Annotated in this window: 15 protein-coding genes; 1 reads left to right on the forward strand and 14 read right to left on the reverse strand. The window is 64.4% G+C overall.

All coding sequences use genetic code 11. From position 1 onward, the window contains the following. Nucleotides 1-18 precede the first annotated feature (18 nt). Complete coding sequence (locus PH586_RS20220; protein WP_271349602.1) at nucleotides 19-849, reverse strand: aldo/keto reductase; 831 nt, start codon at nucleotides 847-849, stop codon at nucleotides 19-21. 348 nt (nucleotides 850-1,197) lie between these two features. Here PH586_RS20220 and PH586_RS20225 point away from each other — a divergent pair, with 348 nt between their 5' ends. Beyond that, a complete protein-coding gene (locus PH586_RS20225) occupies nucleotides 1,198-4,305 on the forward strand; it encodes a transglycosylase domain-containing protein (RefSeq protein ID WP_271349603.1) in 3,108 nt (1,035 codons plus the stop codon). Between the two features lie 187 nt (nucleotides 4,306-4,492). Here the strand turns inward: PH586_RS20225 and PH586_RS20230 are convergent, their stop codons facing one another. The 13 genes from PH586_RS20230 to PH586_RS20290 form a co-directional block, all read right to left on the reverse strand. Next, entirely contained in the window at nucleotides 4,493-4,714 is a 222-nt protein-coding gene (locus PH586_RS20230; protein WP_271349604.1) for a VF530 family protein, read from the reverse strand. 137 nt (nucleotides 4,715-4,851) lie between these two features. Continuing rightward, on the reverse strand, nucleotides 4,852-5,415 hold the full coding sequence (locus tag PH586_RS20235; protein WP_271349605.1) for a cysteine dioxygenase family protein: 564 nt from the start codon (nucleotides 5,413-5,415) through the stop codon (nucleotides 4,852-4,854). A 98-nt stretch (nucleotides 5,416-5,513) separates the two neighbouring features. Next, on the reverse strand, nucleotides 5,514-7,148 hold the full coding sequence (locus PH586_RS20240) for a BCCT family transporter (protein WP_271349606.1): 1,635 nt from the start codon (nucleotides 7,146-7,148) through the stop codon (nucleotides 5,514-5,516). A gap of 463 nt (nucleotides 7,149-7,611) precedes the next feature. After that, entirely contained in the window at nucleotides 7,612-9,165 is a 1,554-nt protein-coding gene (locus tag PH586_RS20245; protein WP_271349607.1) for a BCCT family transporter, read from the reverse strand. A 305-nt stretch (nucleotides 9,166-9,470) separates the two neighbouring features. Next, complete coding sequence (locus PH586_RS20250; RefSeq protein ID WP_271349608.1) at nucleotides 9,471-10,718, reverse strand: M24 family metallopeptidase; 1,248 nt, start codon at nucleotides 10,716-10,718, stop codon at nucleotides 9,471-9,473. A gap of 58 nt (nucleotides 10,719-10,776) precedes the next feature. Next, nucleotides 10,777-12,063, reverse strand: coding sequence for an MFS transporter (locus PH586_RS20255; RefSeq protein ID WP_271349609.1), 1,287 nt, complete (start codon nucleotides 12,061-12,063; stop codon nucleotides 10,777-10,779). Nucleotides 12,064-12,142: 79 nt separating this feature from the next. Then, entirely contained in the window at nucleotides 12,143-12,514 is a 372-nt protein-coding gene (locus PH586_RS20260; protein ID WP_271349610.1) for an ethanolamine utilization protein EutQ, read from the reverse strand. Beyond that, nucleotides 12,511-13,839 (reverse strand): NAD(P)/FAD-dependent oxidoreductase, encoded by a 1,329-nt coding sequence (locus PH586_RS20265; RefSeq protein WP_271349611.1) that lies wholly within the window; start codon nucleotides 13,837-13,839, stop codon nucleotides 12,511-12,513. The genes PH586_RS20260 and PH586_RS20265 overlap by 4 nt, the downstream gene beginning before the upstream one ends. A gap of 10 nt (nucleotides 13,840-13,849) precedes the next feature. Then, nucleotides 13,850-15,259, reverse strand: coding sequence for an FAD-dependent oxidoreductase (locus PH586_RS20270; protein ID WP_271349612.1), 1,410 nt, complete (start codon nucleotides 15,257-15,259; stop codon nucleotides 13,850-13,852). Nucleotides 15,260-15,264: 5 nt separating this feature from the next. Further along, a complete protein-coding gene (locus tag PH586_RS20275; RefSeq protein ID WP_271349613.1) occupies nucleotides 15,265-16,710 on the reverse strand; it encodes an aldehyde dehydrogenase family protein in 1,446 nt (481 codons plus the stop codon). A 10-nt stretch (nucleotides 16,711-16,720) separates the two neighbouring features. Beyond that, complete coding sequence (locus PH586_RS20280) at nucleotides 16,721-17,911, reverse strand: aromatic ring-hydroxylating oxygenase subunit alpha (RefSeq protein WP_271349614.1); 1,191 nt, start codon at nucleotides 17,909-17,911, stop codon at nucleotides 16,721-16,723. Nucleotides 17,912-18,661: 750 nt separating this feature from the next. Then, a complete protein-coding gene (locus PH586_RS20285; RefSeq protein WP_271349615.1) occupies nucleotides 18,662-19,597 on the reverse strand; it encodes a LysR substrate-binding domain-containing protein in 936 nt (311 codons plus the stop codon). 311 nt (nucleotides 19,598-19,908) lie between these two features. Continuing rightward, the gene (locus tag PH586_RS20290; protein WP_271349616.1) at nucleotides 19,909-20,199 is read right to left on the reverse strand and encodes a GYD domain-containing protein; all 291 of its coding nucleotides are present in this window, start codon (nucleotides 20,197-20,199) and stop codon (nucleotides 19,909-19,911) included. Between the last annotated feature and the right edge of the window lie 253 nt (nucleotides 20,200-20,452).

Below are 20,452 nucleotides of genomic sequence, written 5' to 3' on the forward strand. Positions count from 1 at the left end.
ACACCCACGGACTGGTGCCTACACCATTTGCAGCGACTGCCTGCTGGTCGGCCCTGGGTAAGCGGCATCGATCAGCGCCAGGTCGGCGCCATTCAGTTGCAGGGACGCCGCGGCGGCGTTCAACCGCAGATGCGCGGCATCGACCGCCTTGGGGGTGGCAATCACCCCCGGCTGGCGCAACAGCCAGGCCAGCGCGACCTGCGCCGGGGTGGCGCCATGCGTCTCGGCCACCTGGCGCAACAGCGGATGGCGCAGCAGGCGCCCGGCCTGACCGAGCGGGCAGTAGGCCATCAGTGGCATGCCCTGGCCCTGCTGCCAGGGCAGCAGGTCGAACTCGATGCCGCGCGCCTCGGGGTTGTACAACACCTGATTGGTGGCACAGCCAGCCACGCCCAGATCATGCAATTCCTGCAAATCCTCCAGGTCGAAGTTGGACACGCCCCAGCGGCCGATCTTGCCCTGTTCGCGCAGACGCTCGAAGGCCTCGACGGTTTCCGCCAGTGGATACTGACCACGCCAGTGCAACAGGTAGAGGTCGATCCGCTCGGTTCTCAGCCTTTGCAGGCTGCGCTCGCAGGCCGCCACCACACCTTGGCGGCTGGCGTTGTGCGGATATACCTTGCTGACCAGGAATACCTGCTCGCGCAAGCCGGCAAGCGCCTCGCCCACCACCCGCTCGGCGCCGCCTTCGCCGTACATCTCGGCCGTGTCGATCAGGCGCAGGCCCAGTTCGATGCCCTGGCGCAGCGCCGCCACTTCCGCGCGCCGCTGGCTGGCCACCTCGCCCATGCGCCAGGTGCCCTGGCCGATCACCGGCACCGACACACCGGCCAGTTCAAGCGTACCCATCGTTTCACCTCCTCGTTGAATCCGCTCGCCAGCGCTCATAGCGGCCGCACGTCCCTCCCGCGGCCTTGGCCCTGGCATACAACAGCATCGGCATTGACCTGCCAACCGAGGGCAGGCGGCTCACGGCGATTGCGCGGCATAAGTCACTCGGCGATTAAAAAAGATTGTCGTAGCCGTGCCAGTGCCCTTGTGGCACCGTCTCGTCCGGCGTCGCTCTGCCCGCCAACCTCGCCTGGGCATGCAGGCCCTGCTTAAATCTTTGCGACCTGGTCAAGGCCACTAGCGTCTAACCCTTCAAGCAGCGACTAAGCTGTTCGGAAGCGCTACCTGAGGTCGTACCAAGCAATTATGGGCGTATTACGCAAATCCGACGCGCCAGAAAAGGCGCCTTCGAACAACACAAAACCGGCGTTCCAACTGAAGCCGGTCAAGCACACCAGCAAGCTGCGCATCGCCATCTGGCTGATGCTGACACTGCTGGTGGTGGCAGCTGCGCTGCTGGTCGTTTTCGAGATGCGTACCGCGTATTTCCAGGCCTACTACCTCAGCCGCTACAGCGATAGCCTGAGCTACCGCGTGCAACCAGGCCCCAGCCCGGCGATCGTCTATCCGCAGGACGGCCCCTTCGATAAACGCCTGGGTTACAGCTACCTGCCGCAGATGCTGGAGCGCCTGCAACAGCGCGACTTCCAGATTACCCAACAGGCACAGTTCTCCCCACCATTGCTCGACTACACGCAGCGCGGCTTTTTTACCCCCTATCCGGAAAAAATCCAGGCCGGCCTGAGCATCAGCGACTGTCGCGGCACACCCTTCTACCAGTTCCGCCACCCGCAGCAGTTCTACCCGAGCTTCAGCGCCATCCCGCCGCTGGTGGCGGGCAGCCTGCTGTTCATCGAGAACCGTCACCTGCTCGACCGGGAACAGCCCCAGGCCAACCCGGCGGTGGATTGGCCGCGCTTCGCCATGGCGGCCATCTCTCAGGTCGGCAAGGTGCTGGATGTGCAGGATCAATCCGCAGGCGGCAGCACCCTGGCCACCCAACTGGAAAAATACCGTCACTCGCCGGACGGCCTGACCCACTCGGCCAGGGAAAAGCTGCGGCAGATGGTCTCGGCCAGCGTGCGTGCCTACCAGAACGGCCCGCAGACCCAGGAAGCACGGGAAAACATCGTGCGTGACTACCTCAACAGCGTGCCGCTGTCCGCCGCGCCCGGGCACGGTGAGGTGCACGGCCTGGCCGATGGCTTGCGCATCTGGTTCGGTGCCGACTTCGCCCAGGTCAATCGCCTGCTCGACCCCGAGCGCTCGCCCGAGGCGAGCAATGCCGAACGCGGCCTGGCCCTGCGCCAGGTGCTGGCGATGATCATTGCCCAGCGGCGACCCTCGTATTACCTGGCCCAGGGCCGCAGTGAGCTGGATCAGCTGATCGACAGCCATATCCGCGTGCTCGCGGTTGGCGGCCTGATCGAACCGGCATTACGCGATGCGGCCCTGGCCCAACAGTTGCGCTACCGCAACTGGGTGCTGGAGCCAAACCTGCAAATGGTCGACGGCAACAAGGGCATCAGCGTGGCCCGCACGCGCCTCTCCAACCTGCTCAACATGCCGCTGTATGACCTCGACCGCCTGGACCTCGCCGCCAGCACCACCCTCAACAACGAACTGCAACAAGCGGTCAGCGTCTACCTGGAACGACTCGCCGAGCCCGCCTTTGCCGAGCAGATCGGCCTGTTCGGTGAGCGCCTGCTGTCTGCCGAAAAAACCGGCGAAGTGCGCTACAGCTTCACCCTGTTCGAACGCACCGCCAATGGCAGCCGGGTGCGCGTGCAGACCGACAACACCGACCAACCCTTCGACATCAACGAAGGCAGCAAGCTGGAGCTCGGTTCCACCGCCAAACTGCGGGTGATGGCCACCTACCTGGAAATCATCGCCGAATTGCACCAGCGCCATGCTGGCCAAAGCCCCAGCGAACTGCGTGCGGTGGCAGTCGCCGACCAGGACCACCTGACCCGCTGGGCCCTCGACTACCTGCGGCAAAATCCCGCTGCCGAGTTGCCGGCCATGCTCGACGCCGCCCTGGAGCGCAAGTATTCCGCCAGCCCCTTTGAGCGCTTCTTCACCGGTGGTGGCCTGCACACCTTCAACAACTTCCGCCGCGAAGACAACGGACGCAACCCGACCCTGCGCGACGCGCTACGCGAGTCGATCAACCTGCCATTCATCCGCCTGATGCGCGATCTGGTGCGCTACAGCACCTACCAGGCACCGGGCAACAGCGCCGAGTTGCTGAAGAACGACAAGAATCCGCGCCGTCAGGCCTACCTCAGCCGCTTCGCCGACCGTGAAGGCAAGACCTTCCTCCTGCGCTTCTGGCGCAAATACCAGGGCCAGCCGGCGCAGCAACGCCTCGAGACCTTCCTCAGCGGCCTGCGCCACACCTCGGTACGCCTGGCCGCCGTGCACCGTTACCTGATGCCGGAAGTCGACGAAACCACCTTCGCCGCCTTCCTGCGTGCCCATGTGCCCAACGAGAAACTCAGCGACAAGCGCATCCGCGAGCTGTACCTGAACTACGGCCCCGGCGCCTACAGCCTGCCCGATCAGGGCTATATCGCCCGCGTCCACCCGTTGGAGTTGTGGCTGCTCGGCTACCTACTGGAAAAACCCGAGGCCAGCTTCAGCGACGCCGTGGTCGCCAGCCGCGACCAGCGTCAGGAAGTCTACGGCTGGCTGTTCCGCAGCCGCCACAAGAGCGCCCGCGACAGCCGTATCCGCATCATGCTGGAGGTCGAAGCCTTCCTCGACATCCACAGCCGCTGGCAGAAGCACGGCTACCCCTTCGAATACCTGGTGCCGTCGTTGGCCACCGCCATCGGCAGTTCCGGCGACCGTCCGGCGGCACTGGCGGAGCTGATGGGCATCATCCAGAACGATGGCATCCGCCAACCCACGGTGCGCATCGACAGCCTGCATTTCGCCGCCGACACGCCCTACGACACCCAGGTCGAGCGCAACGCCCTGAACGCCAAACGGGTGATGCCCAGCGCAGTGGCCGCGGCCCTGCGCGGCGCCCTCTCGCAAGTGGTCGAAGGCGGTACCGCACGGCGTCTGCAGGGCAGCTTCAGCCTGGCAGACGGCCGTCTGCTGACCCTCGGCGGCAAGACCGGCACCGGCGACAACCGGGTCGAAACCGTCGGCCGCGGCGGACGCGTACTCAGTTCACGGGCGATGAACCGCACCGCCACCTTCGTCTTCTTCATCGGCGCGCGCCATTACGGCACCCTCACCGCCTTTGTGCCCGGGCGCGCCGCGGAGAAATTCACCTTCACCTCGGCACTGCCGGTGCAGGTGCTCAAAGGCATGGCACCGATCCTCGCGCCCTATCTGGAGCCGGGTAGCTACAGCCAATGCCTCCCCCCGCTGACAGCACTGCAGGCCAGTTGGAAGTAGGCATCAGGCGTAGACTCGATGCTTCATCTGCAAGGGCGGCAAGAGCCTGGAGTTGTGGGCGGGGCCGCTCCTGCGGGTACGGCGGTGGTCTTGTGGGAGGGGCTTTAACCGCGAACATTGCGATGGGCTTGCGGCCTTCGCGGCCATGGAACTGGGCGTCCCGCCGCGCCTACGGGAGGGGAACTGTTCAGCCCTTCTTCTGCAGGCGGATATACAGCGCCTCGACCTTCTCCCGCGCCCAGGGGGTTTTGCGCAGGAAGGTCAGGCTGGACTTGATGCTCGGGTCGCTCTTGAAGCAGCGGATATCGATACGCGCCGCCAAGCCATCCCAGCCCAGCTTCGCCACCAGGTCGTTGAGGATGGTTTGCAGGGTGACACCATGCAGCGGGTCTTTCGGCGTTTGAGTCATGCGGAACCTGTGTCGACAGCGTGGCGAGGCGCACCGGCTGACAGACTTGTGGCACGCGTAGGGGGATATTCTGACCTGACTCGGCAGCCAGCTCCAGCCCAAAAGCACCGCCCCTGGCGCAGCGCCCCCTACCAACCTCAACGAGCGTCGATGATGAACGGCAGCTCGCGGTTGTGGGCCGGGTCGAACTGGCGGCGGGCGGTATGGTTGAGGTGACGGCCGTAGACATGAAACGACAGGCTGGTGTGCGACGTTTCATTGATCACGCTATGGATGCTGCCGCTGGGTAGCGTCAGCACCTGCCCGGCGGCAATGCACTGCTCGTCCAGGCGTTGCAGCTCGGCATAACCGGGGCGCGTGCCATCGTCCAGGCGTTGCCAGAAAATATTGCGTTCACTGCCCTCGACCCCCACCACCACCGCCCAGGTGTCGTGGTCATGGGGCGGCACGCCGCGTCCGGGCAGCCAGCTGTCGACCACCACGAACAGCGACTGGTCGGCCTCGACGTGCAGCAGACTGGTGCCGAACCCCAGCTGCGAATCGGCCTGGTACATGTCCGCCCGCAGCCAGCCGCGTTCGGCGACGACCCGCTGGGCCAGCGGTGCGACTTGCGCCAGCAGGCTGGCCTCATCGGCGGCGCTCGCGACGAGGCGCCGCAGATCGCCGATAAACTGCTCCAGGTTGTAACTATCGTTGCTCATCCACAATGCTCCAGCCCAGTCACTGCCTGGGCAGCCGTGATAAAAAAGGCCCGCCTCCGAGAAAGAGGCAGGCCCTGGTTTCATCCCACTCGCAAGGCTCAGCTGGCCGAGGCGCGCGGGTCGTCAACGCTGGAGAAGTGCAGGCTGGCTGCAGGTTCGCTCAGCAGGGCCCGATGCAGGGCCATGGCCATCAGCACCAGGATCACCGCGATCGGCAAGGCGGCACAGATACTCGCGGTCTGCACGCTCTTGAGTCCGCCCGACCACAGCAGGGCCGCGGCGATGGCACCCACCATCAACCCCCAGGCCACGCGACTCCAGGCCGGCGGATGGATGTTGCCGCGGGCGGCCAGGGTGCTCACCACCAGGGTTCCGGAGTCGGCCGAGGTGACGAAGTAGGTCACGATCAGCAGCGAAGCCAGGGCGCCCAGCAGGCCACCGATGTTCAGGCCCGAGGACTGCTCGATCTTGTCGAACAGGGTGAACAGCGAGGCGGTGGCATCGGCCTTGGTCGCGAGCAGAATGGCACCGCCCTCGAACTTGGCTTCATCACCCGTCAGGCCCTGGCTCTGCACCTGCTCCTGATGGGCGAGGCGATCGGCTTTCTCGTAGTTGAGCGCGGCGCCACCGAAGGTACCGATCCAGACGAAGCTGAACAGCACCGGAATGATCAGCGACCCCATCACCAGCTGGCGAATGGTGCGGCCACGGGAAATCCGCGCGATGAAGGTGCCGACGAAGGGTGCCCAGGTCAGCCACCAGGCCCAGTAGAAGGCGGTCCACCAGTTCTGCCAGCCGGCGTCGTTCTGGGTGTCGCTCCATAGGCTCATGCCGATCACGCTCTGGGCGTAACCGGAGGTGCCTTCGAGAATGGTGTTGAGGATGTAGCGGGTCGGCCCGAACGCCATCACCGCAACCAGGATGACCAGCGACAACAGCATGTTCCACAGCGACAGCAGTTTGATGCCGCGGTCGACGCCGGATACGACCGACATGATCGCCACCAGGGAAATGGCCAGGATCAGGCCCATCTTCAGGCCGATGCCCAGCTCGAAGCCGCTCAGGGTCTTGATCCCGGTCGCCAGCTGTTCGACGCCGAGGCCGAAGGAGGTGGCGATACCGAAGGCGGTGACTACCACGATCAGGATGTCGAACAGGCTACCCAGCCAGCCGTTCATCCGCGCCTCGCCGAACAGCGGGGTCAGGGTCGAGCGGATCGACAGCGGCTTGCCCTTGCGGAAGGAGAAGTAGGCCAGGCACAGCGCCGGCAGCAGGTACAGGGCCCAGGCATGCATGCCCCAGTGGAAGAAGGTCACGCGCATCGCCGACTCGGCCGACTCGGCACTCAGGCTGGTGACGCTGAAGGGGTTGCCGGCATAGTGCCACATGGGTTCGGCCACCGACCAGAACAACAGGCCAATGCCCATGCCGGCACTGAACAACATGGACAACCAGGAAATCGTGCTGAACTCGGGTTTTTCGCCGTCCTTGCCGAGGGTGACATTGCCGTAACGGCTAGTCATCAGATACAACAGGTACACCAGCACGGCCGAGGCCATCGCCAAATAGAACCACTTGAAATTCTGCAGGATAGTCGTGGACAGTTCGCCGAATAGTGCCCCGGCTTGCTCACCCATCACCGCGCAAAAGCCGACGAAGGCCGCAATTATCAGGATCGAAATCAAGGTTATTCCGGCATCGACGCCGCGAAAAACCCCGCTGGAATTACTCATAGCATGTGCTCCATTGTTATTGTCTGTATGCCTCTGCGCACGCCGGGCTCAGGGCCAACTGATGAATCTTTGCGGTTACCTCCAGGCTGTTTTATCAGCCTCGATAATTCGATAAAGCCAACTTCCGACACATGTTTTTATATGGGCAATCAATGAGTTTTAATCATTAATAGACTCGCAACAGCGTTTGTTTCCGCCGTCACTAAACAGCACTCGGGCTTGCACACGGAAACCACCCCGACCGGGGCAACATCTATGTTTATAAGTTTGCCAAGTGCATCCGCACGCCACGCTACGACATGGCGGACGGATCATTATTTCGCGGCTGACTATAGGGTCACGGGGCAACCCAAAAGCATTCCATTCACGTCATCGGCCGATCCATTCGCGCCAGATCTGGCGCAAGTAGCTCAGCAGACGATAGAGGCAGGCGATCGCGCGGCCTTGTCGGTGAGGTTAAGGATCAGCCGCGCGGTTCCTGGCTCAGTGCCTTGAGCAAGCCGATCATCAGGAACAGCATCAGCACCATGAACGGCAGGCCCATGGCCACGGCTCCGGCCTGAATGCCTTTGAGCGCCGTATCGCCGCCAATCACGAACAGGGTGATGGTCACCAGGGCAATCATCACCAGCCAGAGCACGCGCTGCACCGGGGAGGTACCCGGATCGCCGCCCGCCGCCAGGTTGTCGACCACCAGGGCACCGGAGTCCATGGAGGTGACCATGAAGATGACCAGCAGCACCACCACCAGCACCGAGGTGACGGCCGCCAACGGCAGCATTTCGAGGAACTGGAAGATCGCCATGTTGACGTCCGTCAGACCGGCCGCCAGTGCGCCACTGCCGTCAATCACCTGGGCAATCGCGCCGCCACCGAAGGCGCTGAACCAGAAGATCGCCACGATGGTCGGCACCACCATGACCACGCCGACCATCTGCCGCAGCGTGCGGCCCCGGGAGACGCGGGCGACGAACACCCCGACCAGCGGACCCCAGGTGCACCACCAGGCCCAATAGAACACGGTCCAGCCCTGGAACCAGTCCTGATCTGGACGATCGACCCAGTTGGCCAACGGCAGGAAGAACTCGGCAAAGTCGACAGTCGTGTCCAGCACGCCCGAGAAGAAGCTCAGCACGCCAATGCCCGCGACCACCAGCAGGAACAGGCCCAGCGCCAGCAGCATGTTGATGTTGCTCAGCAGCTTGACCCCGGCATCCATGCCGCGCCACAGCGAGAATCCTGCCACGCCAGTCACCACCAGGATGAACAGCAGCTGCAGGCCGAAGGAGTTGGGAATACCCAGCACATGCGAGATCCCGGCAGTCGCCTGCATGGCGCCGAGGCCCAGGGAGGTGGCCAGGCCAAACACCGTCAGCACCACGGTAAAGGTATCCACCAGTTGCCCGGGCAGGCCCTTGTGCGCCTTGCCGATCAGCGGCTGCAGGCCGGAACTGAGGGAAAACGGCAGGCCCTTGTTATAGGCAAAGAAACCCACCACCAGGGCGCTGGTCAGGTAGATCGCCCAGGGATGCAAGCCCCAGTGGAAGATCGTTGAGCCCATGGCCGCGTGCAGCGCTTCGGGGGTCTGTTTGGCGACGTTGAGCGGGGTCTTCCACCACTCGGTGTATTGCGCCACGGGCTCCGCCACGCCCCAATACAGCAGGCCGACACCCATTCCGGCGGCGAACAGCATGGAAAACCAGGACAGGGTGCTGAACTCAGGCTGGGCGTGCTGACCGCCCAGGCGGATCTTGCCGAATGGCGACAGCGCCAGGCCGGCGCAGAATAGAACGGCCAGATTGCCCATGATCATGATGAACCAGTCACAGTTCTTCAGGATCCAGCCCTTGACCCCTTCCAGGGCCTGGCCGAAGGCCGCGGGGTCATTCAGGGCCAGTAGAACCAAGGCCAGAACAATAGAGAATGAAGCGGGGAAAATAACCCTGTGAAAGTTCAAACCCAGTAATTGGATATTGAAATTCCGGGGCACTGAAGCATCGGCGGCAATGTCTTTCACGCAAGGATCCTCACTGTATTATTTTTGTAGTCATGCCAATACCGAACAGCGCTTTAATGGCGTTAACCACCACTAAAAACAGCCTCATCGAATTGAACAGATGCGTGATGGTCGGGTAGCCAAGCACTTGCCACAAATCATTTAATCTGCGCCATTAATGACTTTTGATCATCCATGCGCGCCACTCACAACAGCATTAACAGCAGGCGCTGGCGCAGCGCAGACCTGCCGCCATTAACGCCTCGTTGCAGCTGTTGTTTAACGGCCCACAGGCCCTCTTCGATCGAGTACCTGGTGCACCCCGTTCATAACCAGTCGTCCTGCCAGGGGTAGTGCGACAGCGCCTGGCAGCCGTCGCGGGTAATCAGCACCTGCTGTTCCAGCTTGATACCCTCGGCGCCGCCCTGCTCGCCGATATAGCTCTCGACGCAGAGCACCATGTTTTCCTCGAACACCCCGTCGTAACCGCTGCTGGCCCAGTCGGCGCCCTTGTGCGCCAGGGCCGGGTACTCGTCGGCCAGGCCGACGCCGTGTACCACGCAGCAATAACGGTTGTGCAGGTAGGCGGCGGGAATATCCCAGGAACGCTCGACGAACTCGCGGTGGCTCAGGCCCGGACGCAGCAGGTCCATGTTGTGCTGGATCTGCTCATGGGCCAGGCGATAGAGCTTGCGCTGCTCGGCCGTGGGTGGCACATGGCCAACCGTCCAGGCCCGGGAAATATCGGCGCAGTAGCCATAGGGGCCGATCAGGTCGGTGTCGAAGCAGAGGATCTCGCCCTCTTGCATGATCCTGTCGCTGGACTCCTGCATCCAGGGGTTGGTGCGCGGCCCGGAGGCCAGCAGACGGGTCTCGATCCATTCGCCGCCGTGGCGGATGTTCTCGTAGTGCAACCAGGCCCACAGCTGGTTTTCGCTCATGCCCGGGCGCAACTCGTCGTGCATGCGCTGGATGCCGCGCTCGCAGACGGCGATGGTCCAGCGCATCAGCTCCAGTTCCGCGGCGGATTTAATTTTGCGCGCCTCCTCCATCAGGCTGTGACCCTCGACCAGGCACAGGCCGCGCTGCTGCAGCAGCTCCAGCCCCTCGAAGTCGGCCTTGTCCACCGCCAACCGAGCCTTGCCGCCGGCATGCTGGTGCAGCACCGCGAGGATGTCATCGGCCCAGACCACGGCCTTCTCGGAGATCCGCGAACCGGCGCCGAAATAGCTCCAGTTGATCGCCGGGCGGATTTCGTCGAGCAGTTCGTTGCCCTCATGCAGGTGCTCGCAGTTGTGGAACTCGAACAGCACCACCGGCCCGCTGGCGAACACCAGGGCGTAACGGGCGAAGTTGTGCAGGGTCCACACCTGCATGTTCGAGGTGTCGGTGGCGTAGCGGATGTTCACCGGATCGTAGAGCAGGATGGCCGCGCAATCGGCGGCCAGCAGTTGCTGGCGCACCCGCTGCAGGCGATAGCCGCGCGCGTCCTGGTGGGTCTCGACGCTGACCGGGTTACGCAAGGGCTGGCCAGCGGACTCGCCGCTCGGGTACTTATTCTTGTTGTCGAACATGGTTGGATTCCAGGCAATGGGGTCAGGCTGAAGCAAGGCTGTCAGGTCAAGCGCCCGATCACTCGGGCTGTGCAGTAATCGTCGGGGCCTCGGTGGTTTGCGGCTCGACTGCGTGCGGGCTGGCCGGCTCGATCGCAGCGGCCAGGGTGGCGCTGGCCAAGCCGACCGGGGTGGCCTGGTGATGCAGCGGCGCATCCTCCTGCAGGTGCGCACCGCTGACCTTGCCCTGGCCGACCGATAGGGCCAGCAGCGCAGCACAGGCGGCGGAAAAGTAGTACAGGCTGGAGGCGCCGAAGCGCTCCATCAGCGCGCCGGCCAGCAACGGGCCGATAGCGGCGCCGACGCCGTAGGTCACCAGCAACAGCCCGGCCAGGGACACGCGCAGTTCGGCCTCGATATTGTCGTTGGCCAGGGCCACGCCCAGCGGATACAGGCAGAACTGCAGAAAGCCGATGCAGGCGCCGACCAGCAGCAGGACGCCGAAGGACGGTTGCTGAGAGAAACCCAACGGCAGGCAGGCGAGGACCAGCAGCACCGCCACGCCACGGATCAGGCTGGCCCGCGGCAAGCGATCGGACAGCCAGCCCAGGGGCAGTTGGGCGAGCAGGCCGGCGCCGATGATCATCGCCATGAACTGACCGACCTCGGTGGTATCCAGGCCCTGGCGACTGGCATAGATGGCCGCCAGGCCGAAGAAGGCGCTGTAGATCATCCCGGCCATCAGCACGGTGACCAGCGACTGTGGCACCCGCTGGATAAACAGCTTGATATCGACCGGCGCCGGCTGCAGCGCGGCCGGGTGCATGCTGCGAGTCAGGGCCACCGGCACCAGGCACAGAGCAAAGGCCATGGCCACGCCAAGCAACGCGTGGATGCCCAAATCGCCCTTCCAGCTCAGGGCCAGCTGGCCGAGCACCATGCCGACGTAGATCGCCACCATGTAGATGCCCAGCACCTTGCCACGCTGGTCGCTGCGGGCTTGGTCGTTGAGCCAGCTTTCCAGCACCATCAGCTGGCACATCATCGCCAGACCGACCAACGCGCGCAGGAATAGCCAGAACGGCAAGGCACTGCTGAATTCGTGGGCCAATACGGCCGCGGCAATCACCCCGCCACAGGCGACATAGGTGCGGATATGCCCGACCCGCTGGATCAGCACGCGCCCGACCTTGCCGCCGGCCACCATGCCCAGGGCGTTGGCGGCCATCAGCGCACCGCCCCAGAATTCGGCCACGCCGTCGGCACTCAGGCGCAGCGCCAGGTAGGTCATCAGCAGGGTCGAGCCCAGCTGCATCAACAGGCTGGCCAGGTACAGGGCGCCAAAGGTCTTAGTCAGTCCGAGCATGCGTGGCTCCTTGGCCAGAACGAAGAAAACCGCCGCTCCCGGCTGGGGGATGCGGCGGCAGAACGACCAGGGCGAAGGCTCAGGCCAGACCGTGACGCTGTTTCCAGTCGCCCGGATGGACCACGTAACCGAACAGCGCATGGCCGCCATAGACCAGCTCGGTGCCTTCCGGTATCCACAGCAGCTGGCCCGGCTTGACCCGGTACAGCTCGCCGTTGGCCTGCAGTTCGAAACAGCCTTCGATGACGAAGATCACCTCGTCATACAGCAGGGTCCAGTGGACCTCGGCGCCCTCCCAGCGGGCAAAGCCGATACCGATATTCGGCGACACTTCATTGCTGATGGCGCGGGCGACAAAGGCCGCGCCGGGCGGCCCGCCACGGGGGATGAACTCCAGGTCATGGTGATCGACCAGCAGCACCGGGCCTTTCCCGGAAACGACCGGAGTCATAGCTCGCTCCGACTGTTCCAGGCCGCCAGGCGAATGCGCGAGCGCACGCCGAGGCCGAGGAAGGGCTCCGGCGGGTTCAGCGACGGCATGCCGGTGACCGCCTGGATATCGCGCAACTGCGCCGAATCGGCACCCACCGCCAGATCGGCCAGCAGGGTGCCGGAGATGGTGCCCCAGGCCGCGCCGACGCCGTTGTCGCAGGCCGAGGCGTAGACGCCCTGCGCCAGCTCGCCGAAGAAGTTGGTGAAGTTGCGTGAGATGGCGTAGACGCCGCCCCAGGTGTGGCTGAACGGCACGTTGGCCAGCTGCGGGAAGCGCGCCAGGAAGGCCTTGCGGTGATCTTCGCGCACGCTGGCGCGCATGGCATCGCTGGTGCTCTGGCCGTATTTGGGCACGTGCTTGTAGGTGTTGCGGATCATCAGGCGACGATCCTGAGTCATGCGCACCGTGGTGCCGGCGTGGTCGGCCGGGGTCAGGCCCCAGTCCAGCTCGCCGCCATAAACGGCCAACTCGGCGTCGCTCAGCGGCCGGGTCCAGCTGGCGAAGGTCATCACCGGCAGCAGGCGGTTGCGCAGGTAGCCAAACTCCTGGGTGAAGATGCTGGTGCCGAGCAACAGCTGCGACGTGCGGATGCGGCCATTATTGCCGTGCAGGATCCAGCCGCCCTGGCCGTCGCGCTCCAGGCGCTGGATCGGCGACTCCTCGAGCAGCTCGACGTTGCCCGGCAGCGAACCACCCAGGCCAGTGACCAGCGCCGCCGGCTGCATCAGGTAGCAGCCCGGGGTGTAGATCGCCCCGCTGTAGTGCTGGCTGCCCACCACCTTGGCCAGTTCCGCGCGCTCGACCCGGCGGAAAGGCTCGCCGAGGTCGCGCATCAACTTCTCGAAGTGATCGAGGTAGGCCAGGCCGCGCGGGCCGACCGCGCCTTGGTACTTGCCGGCATGCGACCACTGGCAATCGATGCCGTGGCGCTCGATCAGCCCCTGCAGCTGGGCGATGGCGGCCCGATTGAGGCCGAGCAGGCGTTGCTTGTGCGCCGGGTCCGGATGCTCGAGGGCGAACTTGTGCGGCAGGTCGATGACGAAGCCGGAGTTACGCCCCGAGGCGCCGTAGCCAACGCGCTGGGCGTCGACCAGCAGGATACGCGCCTCGGGATGATGCTCGGCCAGCCGGCGAGCGGCGGCCAGGCCGACAAAACCGGCGCCGATCACCGTGTAATCGGCGCGCTGCTCGCCCTGCAGGCGGGTGGCCGGCGCAGCGGCGGGCAGTGCGGCATACCAGCCGCAGCTGGCATCGTCGTAGGGCAGATTGATGGTCTTTTTCATGGTACAGCCCTCAGGCCACGGCCCGTTGAGCGTTCTGACAGGATTGCAGCCAACTGTTGCGCTGCACTTGTGCTTGGCGACCGAGCAGGACGAAGCCATGCAGCGCCCCCTCGGCATCGTAGTAACCGGCGCTCAGGCCATCGGCGGTAGCCGTGCAGCGCCACTCGCCAGCGACTCCGACGGCCGGTGGCAGCAGGCACAGCGGCGCGGCCGGGGTTTTCACCGTCACCGGCATCAGCGGGTAGCTGACCGCTGTCGGCTGGCCGAGCAGGGTCTTGCTCAGGGCCTGGATGCCCTGGTTGATGGGCGCCAGGTAGGGCAGCAGCTGACCGTTGATCTCGATGCAATCACCCAGGGCGTAAATGCCAGGCTGCGAGCACTGCAACCGGGCGTCTACCTGGATACCGCGGCCCACGGCGACGCCGGCCGTCTCGGCCAGTGCCATGTTGGGACGCAGGCCGACGGCGGACAGCACCAGGTCGGCTTCCAGTTGCTGACCATCGGCCAGACTCAGGCGATAGCCCTGGCCCAGCGGCTCGATGCGCTTGAGGGTGTTCTGCAGGTGCCAGCTGACGCCCAGCTCGCCCAGGGCCGTCTGCAACTGCTGGCCGGCCTCGCGTGGCAACAGGCGCTCCATCGGCCACTGGCCGAGGCCGATGACGCTGACCGCGCAGCCGCTGGCGGCCAGGTCATTGGCGAACTCGCAGCCGATCAGGCCGTCACCGAGGATCGCCACCCGCTGCACACCGACCAGGCGCTCGCGGAAGCTGCGGTAGTCGTGCAGGTTGTTGACGCTGATCAGCGCCTGGCTGTCGCCCTCGATCGGCAGACGAATCGGCGCCGCACCACTGGCCAGGACCAGCTGGCCATACTCCATCTCGCCGATGTTGGTGTGCAGGCGCCGCGCCTCGGCGTCGATGCGCTCGACCCGGCAATAGGGATAGACGCGAATCTTCAGGCGCTTCTCGATCGCCAGCGCCGACTCGCCGGCCAGGGCGTCGGCACTCTTGCCCTGAGCCAGGCCGATCGACAGCGCCGGTTTGGAATAGAGGTGACCGGACTCCTGGGTCAGCACGCGGATCTCGACCTGCGGGTCGGCGCGGCGCAGGGCCTGGGCCAGGCCGTAGCCGGCATAGCCGCTGCCGATGATAACGATCGGCTGGCGCACCTCGGCGACTGCCGGCTGTGCGGCTTTCGGCAGCGGCAGCGGCAGCGGCAGCGGCGTGCTGGCCACCGCGGCGGCGACCACCGGGCTGATGTCGAGCATCTCGAAATCTTCCTTGCCGACCTTGCACTCGGGGCACTTCCAGTCCGTCGGCACATCGTCCCAACGGGTGCCGGCGACGATGCCGTCGTCCGGCCAGCCGAGGGCCTCGTCATAGATCAAACCGCAGACCACACAGAGCCAGGTCTTGAACATGTCGCTTACTCCCCCGCTACGCGGATCGCTACGTTCTTGGTGCGCACATAGCTGTACAGGGCTTCCTGGCCCTTCTCGCGGCCGAAACCGGACAGGCCGACGCCGCCGAACGGCGTCTCGATACCACCGGCATACCACTCGTTGACGAACACCTGGCCGGCCTTGAGGCGCCGGGCGCAGCGCATGGCGCGGCTGATATCCTGGGTAAATACGCCGGCGACCAGGCCGAATTCGGTGCCGTTGGCGATGGCGATGGCCTGTTCCTCGCTGTCGAAGGGGATGATCGCCAGCACCGGGCCGAAGACTTCTTCCTGGGCAATGCACATCTCGGGGCTTACATCGCGGAACACGGTCGGGCGCATGAAATGCCCGGCCCTGTCGCTGAAAGCCTCACCACCGGTGGCCGCCACCGCGCCCTCATCGATTGCGCGCCGACACAGGGTTTCGATGCTGGCCAGTTGCCCGGCACTGACCACCGGAGTCAGGTCTGGGTTGTCGTGACCGACGCCGACGCTGAGGCCTTCGGCCAGGGCGACGACGGACTCGACGATTTCTTCATAGATCTCGCGCTGCACCAGCAGGCGCGACATGGCCGAACAGACCTGGCCGGCATTGAAGAAGATGCCGCCCTTGACGCTGGCCAGCAGCTGCTGGCGGTCGGCATCGGCGAAAGCGATCGCCGCCGACTTGCCACCCAACTCCATGACGCTGGGGATAGCGTGCTCGGCGGCGTCACGCAGGATGGTCTGGCCTGTCGGTACCGAGCCGGTGAAGACGATCTGATCGACCTTGGCGCTCTGCACCAGATGGCTGCCGACCTCACGGCCACGACCGCAGATCAGGTTGACCGCGCCATTTGGCAGGCCGGCCTTGGCGATGGCGCGAATCAGCACGCACATGCCCAGCGGCGACAGCTCCGGCGACTTGATCACCACCGCATTGCCGGCGGCCAGGGCCGGCGCCAGCGAGCGGGCGCAGATCGACACCGGGAAGTTCCACGGCACGATCTGCGCCGACACACCCATGGGGTCGTAGAGGGTGAAATCCATGTAACCGTTGCCCAGCGGGATCGAGGTGCCCTCGATCTTGTCGGCCATGCCGGCGTAGTACTCGAAGTAGCGCGCCGCTTCGGTGAACTCATCGCGGGCATCGTTGAGGCTCTTGCCGTTTTCCTGGCACAGCACCCAGGCGCCTTCGTCGGCGACCGCACGAATCTCTGCGGCGATACGCAGCAGCCAGGTGACCCGCTGCGCCGGACGCACGCTGCTCAGCGCGCCGCTGTCGGCGCAACGCCGCGCGGCCGCCAAGGCGCGCTCGGCATCGGCGACCGTGGCCTGGGCGATGGTCGCCACAGGCTCTGCGCTGCCGGGGTTGTTGACCGTAAGGCGCGACTCGCTATCGAGCCACTCACCGTCGATGTAGTTGAGCCAGTGGGATGCAATCGGATACATGGCGGCCTCCTCAGGCGGACGGTACGGTGGCCAGCAGCTGACGCGCAGCCCACTGATGGAAGAAGTGGGTCGGGATATCCATCTCGGGAGAGAAGGCGCCGCCGCCGTAGCCGGGCGAGTGACGGCCCTTCTGCATGCCTTCGACCGAGGCGATGTCCTCGGCGAAGACCACCTTCCAGGATTCCAGGATGGCGTTGCGGCACGCGGCGTACTCATCGCCCAGGGCCTCGTCACCGACATAGAACAACCGCAGGTGCTCGATGGTGCGCCCCGGCGCGACCGGCTCCAGCTGCATGGCGAAGGCGTGGTCGGCCTGGATGCCGAGCAGCACGTTGGGGAAGAAGGCCACGTACTCGGCGTTGCGCAGGCGGTCCTGCGGCCAGCTGGGGAACTTCGGCAGGTGGGTACCGGCGACATCCGACAGGTTGTAGGCGTAGCTGCCCTGACCGGCAAAACGCTCATCAAACAGAATGTTGTAGTGGTCTTCCAGGCGCGAATAGGTGTTCAGGCTCGGGTGCACCCACGGCAGGTGATAGGCCTCGCAGTAGTTCTCCACCGCCAGCTTCCAGTTGCAGTTGATGTCCAGGGTGGTGGCATCAAACCCCGGACGGCGGCGCAGCAGGTCCATGCCATCGTCACCGAGGAACTGACTCCAGCGCGCGGTCAGCGGCGCGAGCATCTCTTCCAGGGTCTGGGCATCGCCAGACAGGTTGACGAACACCATGTCCATCCAGATGGCGCTGCGGATCGCCTTCAAGCCATGCTTTTCGCAGGCGAAGCGCTCGTCTTTGTGCACATCGATACCGCCGACGTGCGGGGTGCCCTTGAGGCCGCCGTTGAGGTCATAGGTCCAGGAGTGGTAGGGGCAGCGGATCACGCCCTGCACGGTGCCTTCTTCCTGCACCAGCTTCATGCCGCGGTGGCTGCAGACGTTGTGGAAGACCTGCACCAGGCCCTCGCGGTTGCGCATCAGCAACAGCGGCAGGCCCATGAAGTCGACCGGCTTGACCGAGCCGTTCTGGGTCAGGTCGCTGGCGAAGCCGACGCAGGCCCAGGTCTTGCCCATCACCTGATCGCGCTCCAACTCGAAATGACGTTGCTCGATGTAGAACTCGTTGCTCAGGCCGGTGGCTTGGTGAATCGGGTTGAGGACGCTTTCCAGATGATGCACAGGAATGTGTTGAGAAGTGGTCGAAGTCATTGTTGTTGTTCTCCCCTGCTGGGCATGGTGGCTAATGATCGGCAGGCTCGCTGGCCAGGCTCCGTTGGCAGCGAGTTTCGAGAATCAGGGGATTGTTCGACAAACGATTTTTACAGCTGCATTTATGACTTTTAATCATCCATCCGCAACTACAGGCCATGCGCCTCGTGTGAGTACCGGCAGGCTTATGGCAGCGCGCTCTTATGCATAAAGATCATCAATCCATGACAAAAAATGGCTTGCTGCAGGCACAGGGAAACGCCACTTTAGCCACCTTCATAGCAACCACCCGGAATCAACAGCAGGCCAGCATCAGTGGCCGTTGCAGCATTCGGCGGCGCGCGGTAGATATCGCCCGGGCTTCCCGGCCCTGACGCGGGTCGAACATTGTTAAGCGGATTTATTGGGCGCTGTTGCGGATGGCGACAGGCTGGCAAGCTTCCAAGACCCATCGATCAGCGAATTCATCCTGCACCTGAGCCCTGTCACGACGCGTCGCTTGCGTCGGGCGGCTCCGCTGGGTTCCCCACGCCATCACCGGGATACCAGTCGCTAACGCAGGAACACTCCCAGCATGACCCGGGCATTGCGCCTAGGTCGCGCTGGGCGGGGCCAACTCACCTCGCGCTACCCGCGCCAAAGGCCTGCTGAGGAATAGCCGCGCATAGCCCAACGACTAGCGCCGCGACTGCTCCATGCAACGCTGCCGCAGGCCACAAGCCTGCGGCAGCGTTCGTTTCGGCCCGCTGGTTATGCGTCGCCAGCGAGCGTGGCGTCGCCCAGCGCAGGGGGCAGCTGGTCGAGCAGCCAGGCGCGGAAGCATTTAACGCTCTGGCGCATCACCCCTCGACCAAGCGGCTCCAGCAGGCAGAATTGCGCATCCGACTGCAACACGGTGTCGATCGGCCGCACCAGGGCGCCGGTCTGCAGGTGGTTGTCGATCAGGTTCGACCAGGCCAGCGCGATGCCCTGGCCACTGAGCGCCGACTGAATCAGCATCGAGTAACTGTTGATGTTGATCCGCCGCTTGGGCTCGATGCCTTTATAGCCCAGGCGCTGAAACCATTCGGACCAGCCGATCCAGTCGCGCTGCGGATCTTCCAGCCACAGCCAGGTGCAGTCGGCCAACTGCTCCGGGGTGCTCAGCGTCGGGTTCTTGGCCAGATAGCCCGGGCTGCACACCGGGAACACTTCCTCGGCGAACAGCGGGGTTACCTGCATATCCTTCGGTGGGGTGCGGCAGTAGTACAACGCCAGGTCGCAATCCAGGCGGGAGAAGTCCTTGACCTGGTCATAGGCGATGATGCGCAGGTCGACCTCTTCGTTATCGCGCTGAAACTCGGCCACCTTGGGCAGCAGCCACAACGAGGCCATCGCCGTACTGGTGACCACGGTCACCTGTTGCGCGCCCTGCCAGTGGCGAATTTCACCGGTGGCATGGGCCAGCTGCAGCAACGCGGTCCGCACAGTCTCATAGTACTGGCTGCCGGTCGGGCTCAGGTTGATCGCCCTTGTGGTGCGCTCGAACAGGGTTTTGCCCAGGTAGTCCTCGAGCAGGCGCACCTGGCGGCTGATCGCGCCCTGGGTGACGTTCAGTTCGTGCGCCGCCAGGGTAAAGCTCAGGTGGCGCGCGGCCGCTTCGAACGCCACCAGGCTGTTGAGTGGAGGCAGTGGATGGATTTTCATGCAGGCAAGATCACGCAGTGTTTTAGTTATGTCCCGCAGTTTAGAACCATGCTTGCAGTAAACACAGCGCGCCGACACGCAATCGTGCCGGACAGGCGTCATCAGCGCCGTGGACCGAGCGGCCGCGTGCCGCAAGCCGCAGGACCAACTTCACCGCTGCATGGCGCCGCTAGGCGTGGGCGAAGAGCAGCCATGAAGCACTGCGGCCATCGGGTCCTCACAAAGAAACGGCCCACCTCTCCGAGCATGGGCCGATGCAACACCCGCGAAGCGCCTGCAGCTACGGCAAACCCTGCAGGCAGGATCAGGGGCTAAGGCATGTTGCCGATGATCTTGCGCATTTCCTGCTCCGAGAAGCCGCGCAGGGTCTGCGTGCGTATATTGCCGAGCGAGCCGACTTTCAACAGCAGGGCGGTGGCGGTCTCCTCGTCCCCCTCGACAATCAGCACCAGGTCGTAACTGCCGACGGTCCAATAGACCGCATGGATCGCGATGCCCGCCTTTTCGGCCAGCGCCTTGAATGCCTGAAAACGATCCGGGGAGTCTTTGACCGCTCGAATGCCCTGATCGGTGAAGTTAACCAGCGAGATGAAGGTTGCCATGATTACACCCCTTGTCAGGGTTGCTGAATGGCGGTCACAGAGTCGACTGCGATTACCTGGAAGAGGGCCGCCATTCCTCCACATCCGCGAGTCCGACCATCGCTTACTTGCGCCTGCTGCCGGTGCAGCACAGGACGGACCTAGGTCGCCGCCCCGCTCCACCGGTGTGTCTTGTCAGGCATAGCAGGCTCCAGCCACCCACGCATGACCGCTGATCCGCGCAGGCAAAAAAAACCGGCCCTACACAACACGG

Origin of the sequence: Pseudomonas aestuarii, assembly GCF_027988105.1 — a bacterium.
Classification (GTDB): domain Bacteria; phylum Pseudomonadota; class Gammaproteobacteria; order Pseudomonadales; family Pseudomonadaceae; genus Aquipseudomonas; species Aquipseudomonas aestuarii.

Coding starts and splice junctions, on each gene's coding strand:
- PH586_RS20270 (WP_271349612.1), bottom strand. CDS start 15,259: ATGTTCAAGACCTGGCTCTGTGTGGTCTGCGGTTTGATCTATGACGAG.
- PH586_RS20225 (WP_271349603.1), top strand. CDS start 1,198: ATGGGCGTATTACGCAAATCCGACGCGCCAGAAAAGGCGCCTTCGAAC.
- PH586_RS20290 (WP_271349616.1), bottom strand. CDS start 20,199: ATGGCAACCTTCATCTCGCTGGTTAACTTCACCGATCAGGGCATTCGA.
- PH586_RS20275 (WP_271349613.1), bottom strand. CDS start 16,710: ATGTATCCGATTGCATCCCACTGGCTCAACTACATCGACGGTGAGTGG.
- PH586_RS20255 (WP_271349609.1), bottom strand. CDS start 12,063: ATGCTCGGACTGACTAAGACCTTTGGCGCCCTGTACCTGGCCAGCCTG.
- PH586_RS20220 (WP_271349602.1), bottom strand. CDS start 849: ATGGGTACGCTTGAACTGGCCGGTGTGTCGGTGCCGGTGATCGGCCAG.
- PH586_RS20285 (WP_271349615.1), bottom strand. CDS start 19,597: ATGAAAATCCATCCACTGCCTCCACTCAACAGCCTGGTGGCGTTCGAA.
- PH586_RS20265 (WP_271349611.1), bottom strand. CDS start 13,839: ATGAAAAAGACCATCAATCTGCCCTACGACGATGCCAGCTGCGGCTGG.
- PH586_RS20280 (WP_271349614.1), bottom strand. CDS start 17,911: ATGACTTCGACCACTTCTCAACACATTCCTGTGCATCATCTGGAAAGC.
- PH586_RS20235 (WP_271349605.1), bottom strand. CDS start 5,415: ATGAGCAACGATAGTTACAACCTGGAGCAGTTTATCGGCGATCTGCGG.
- PH586_RS20240 (WP_271349606.1), bottom strand. CDS start 7,148: ATGAGTAATTCCAGCGGGGTTTTTCGCGGCGTCGATGCCGGAATAACC.
- PH586_RS20230 (WP_271349604.1), bottom strand. CDS start 4,714: ATGACTCAAACGCCGAAAGACCCGCTGCATGGTGTCACCCTGCAAACC.
- PH586_RS20260 (WP_271349610.1), bottom strand. CDS start 12,514: ATGACTCCGGTCGTTTCCGGGAAAGGCCCGGTGCTGCTGGTCGATCAC.
- PH586_RS20250 (WP_271349608.1), bottom strand. CDS start 10,718: ATGTTCGACAACAAGAATAAGTACCCGAGCGGCGAGTCCGCTGGCCAG.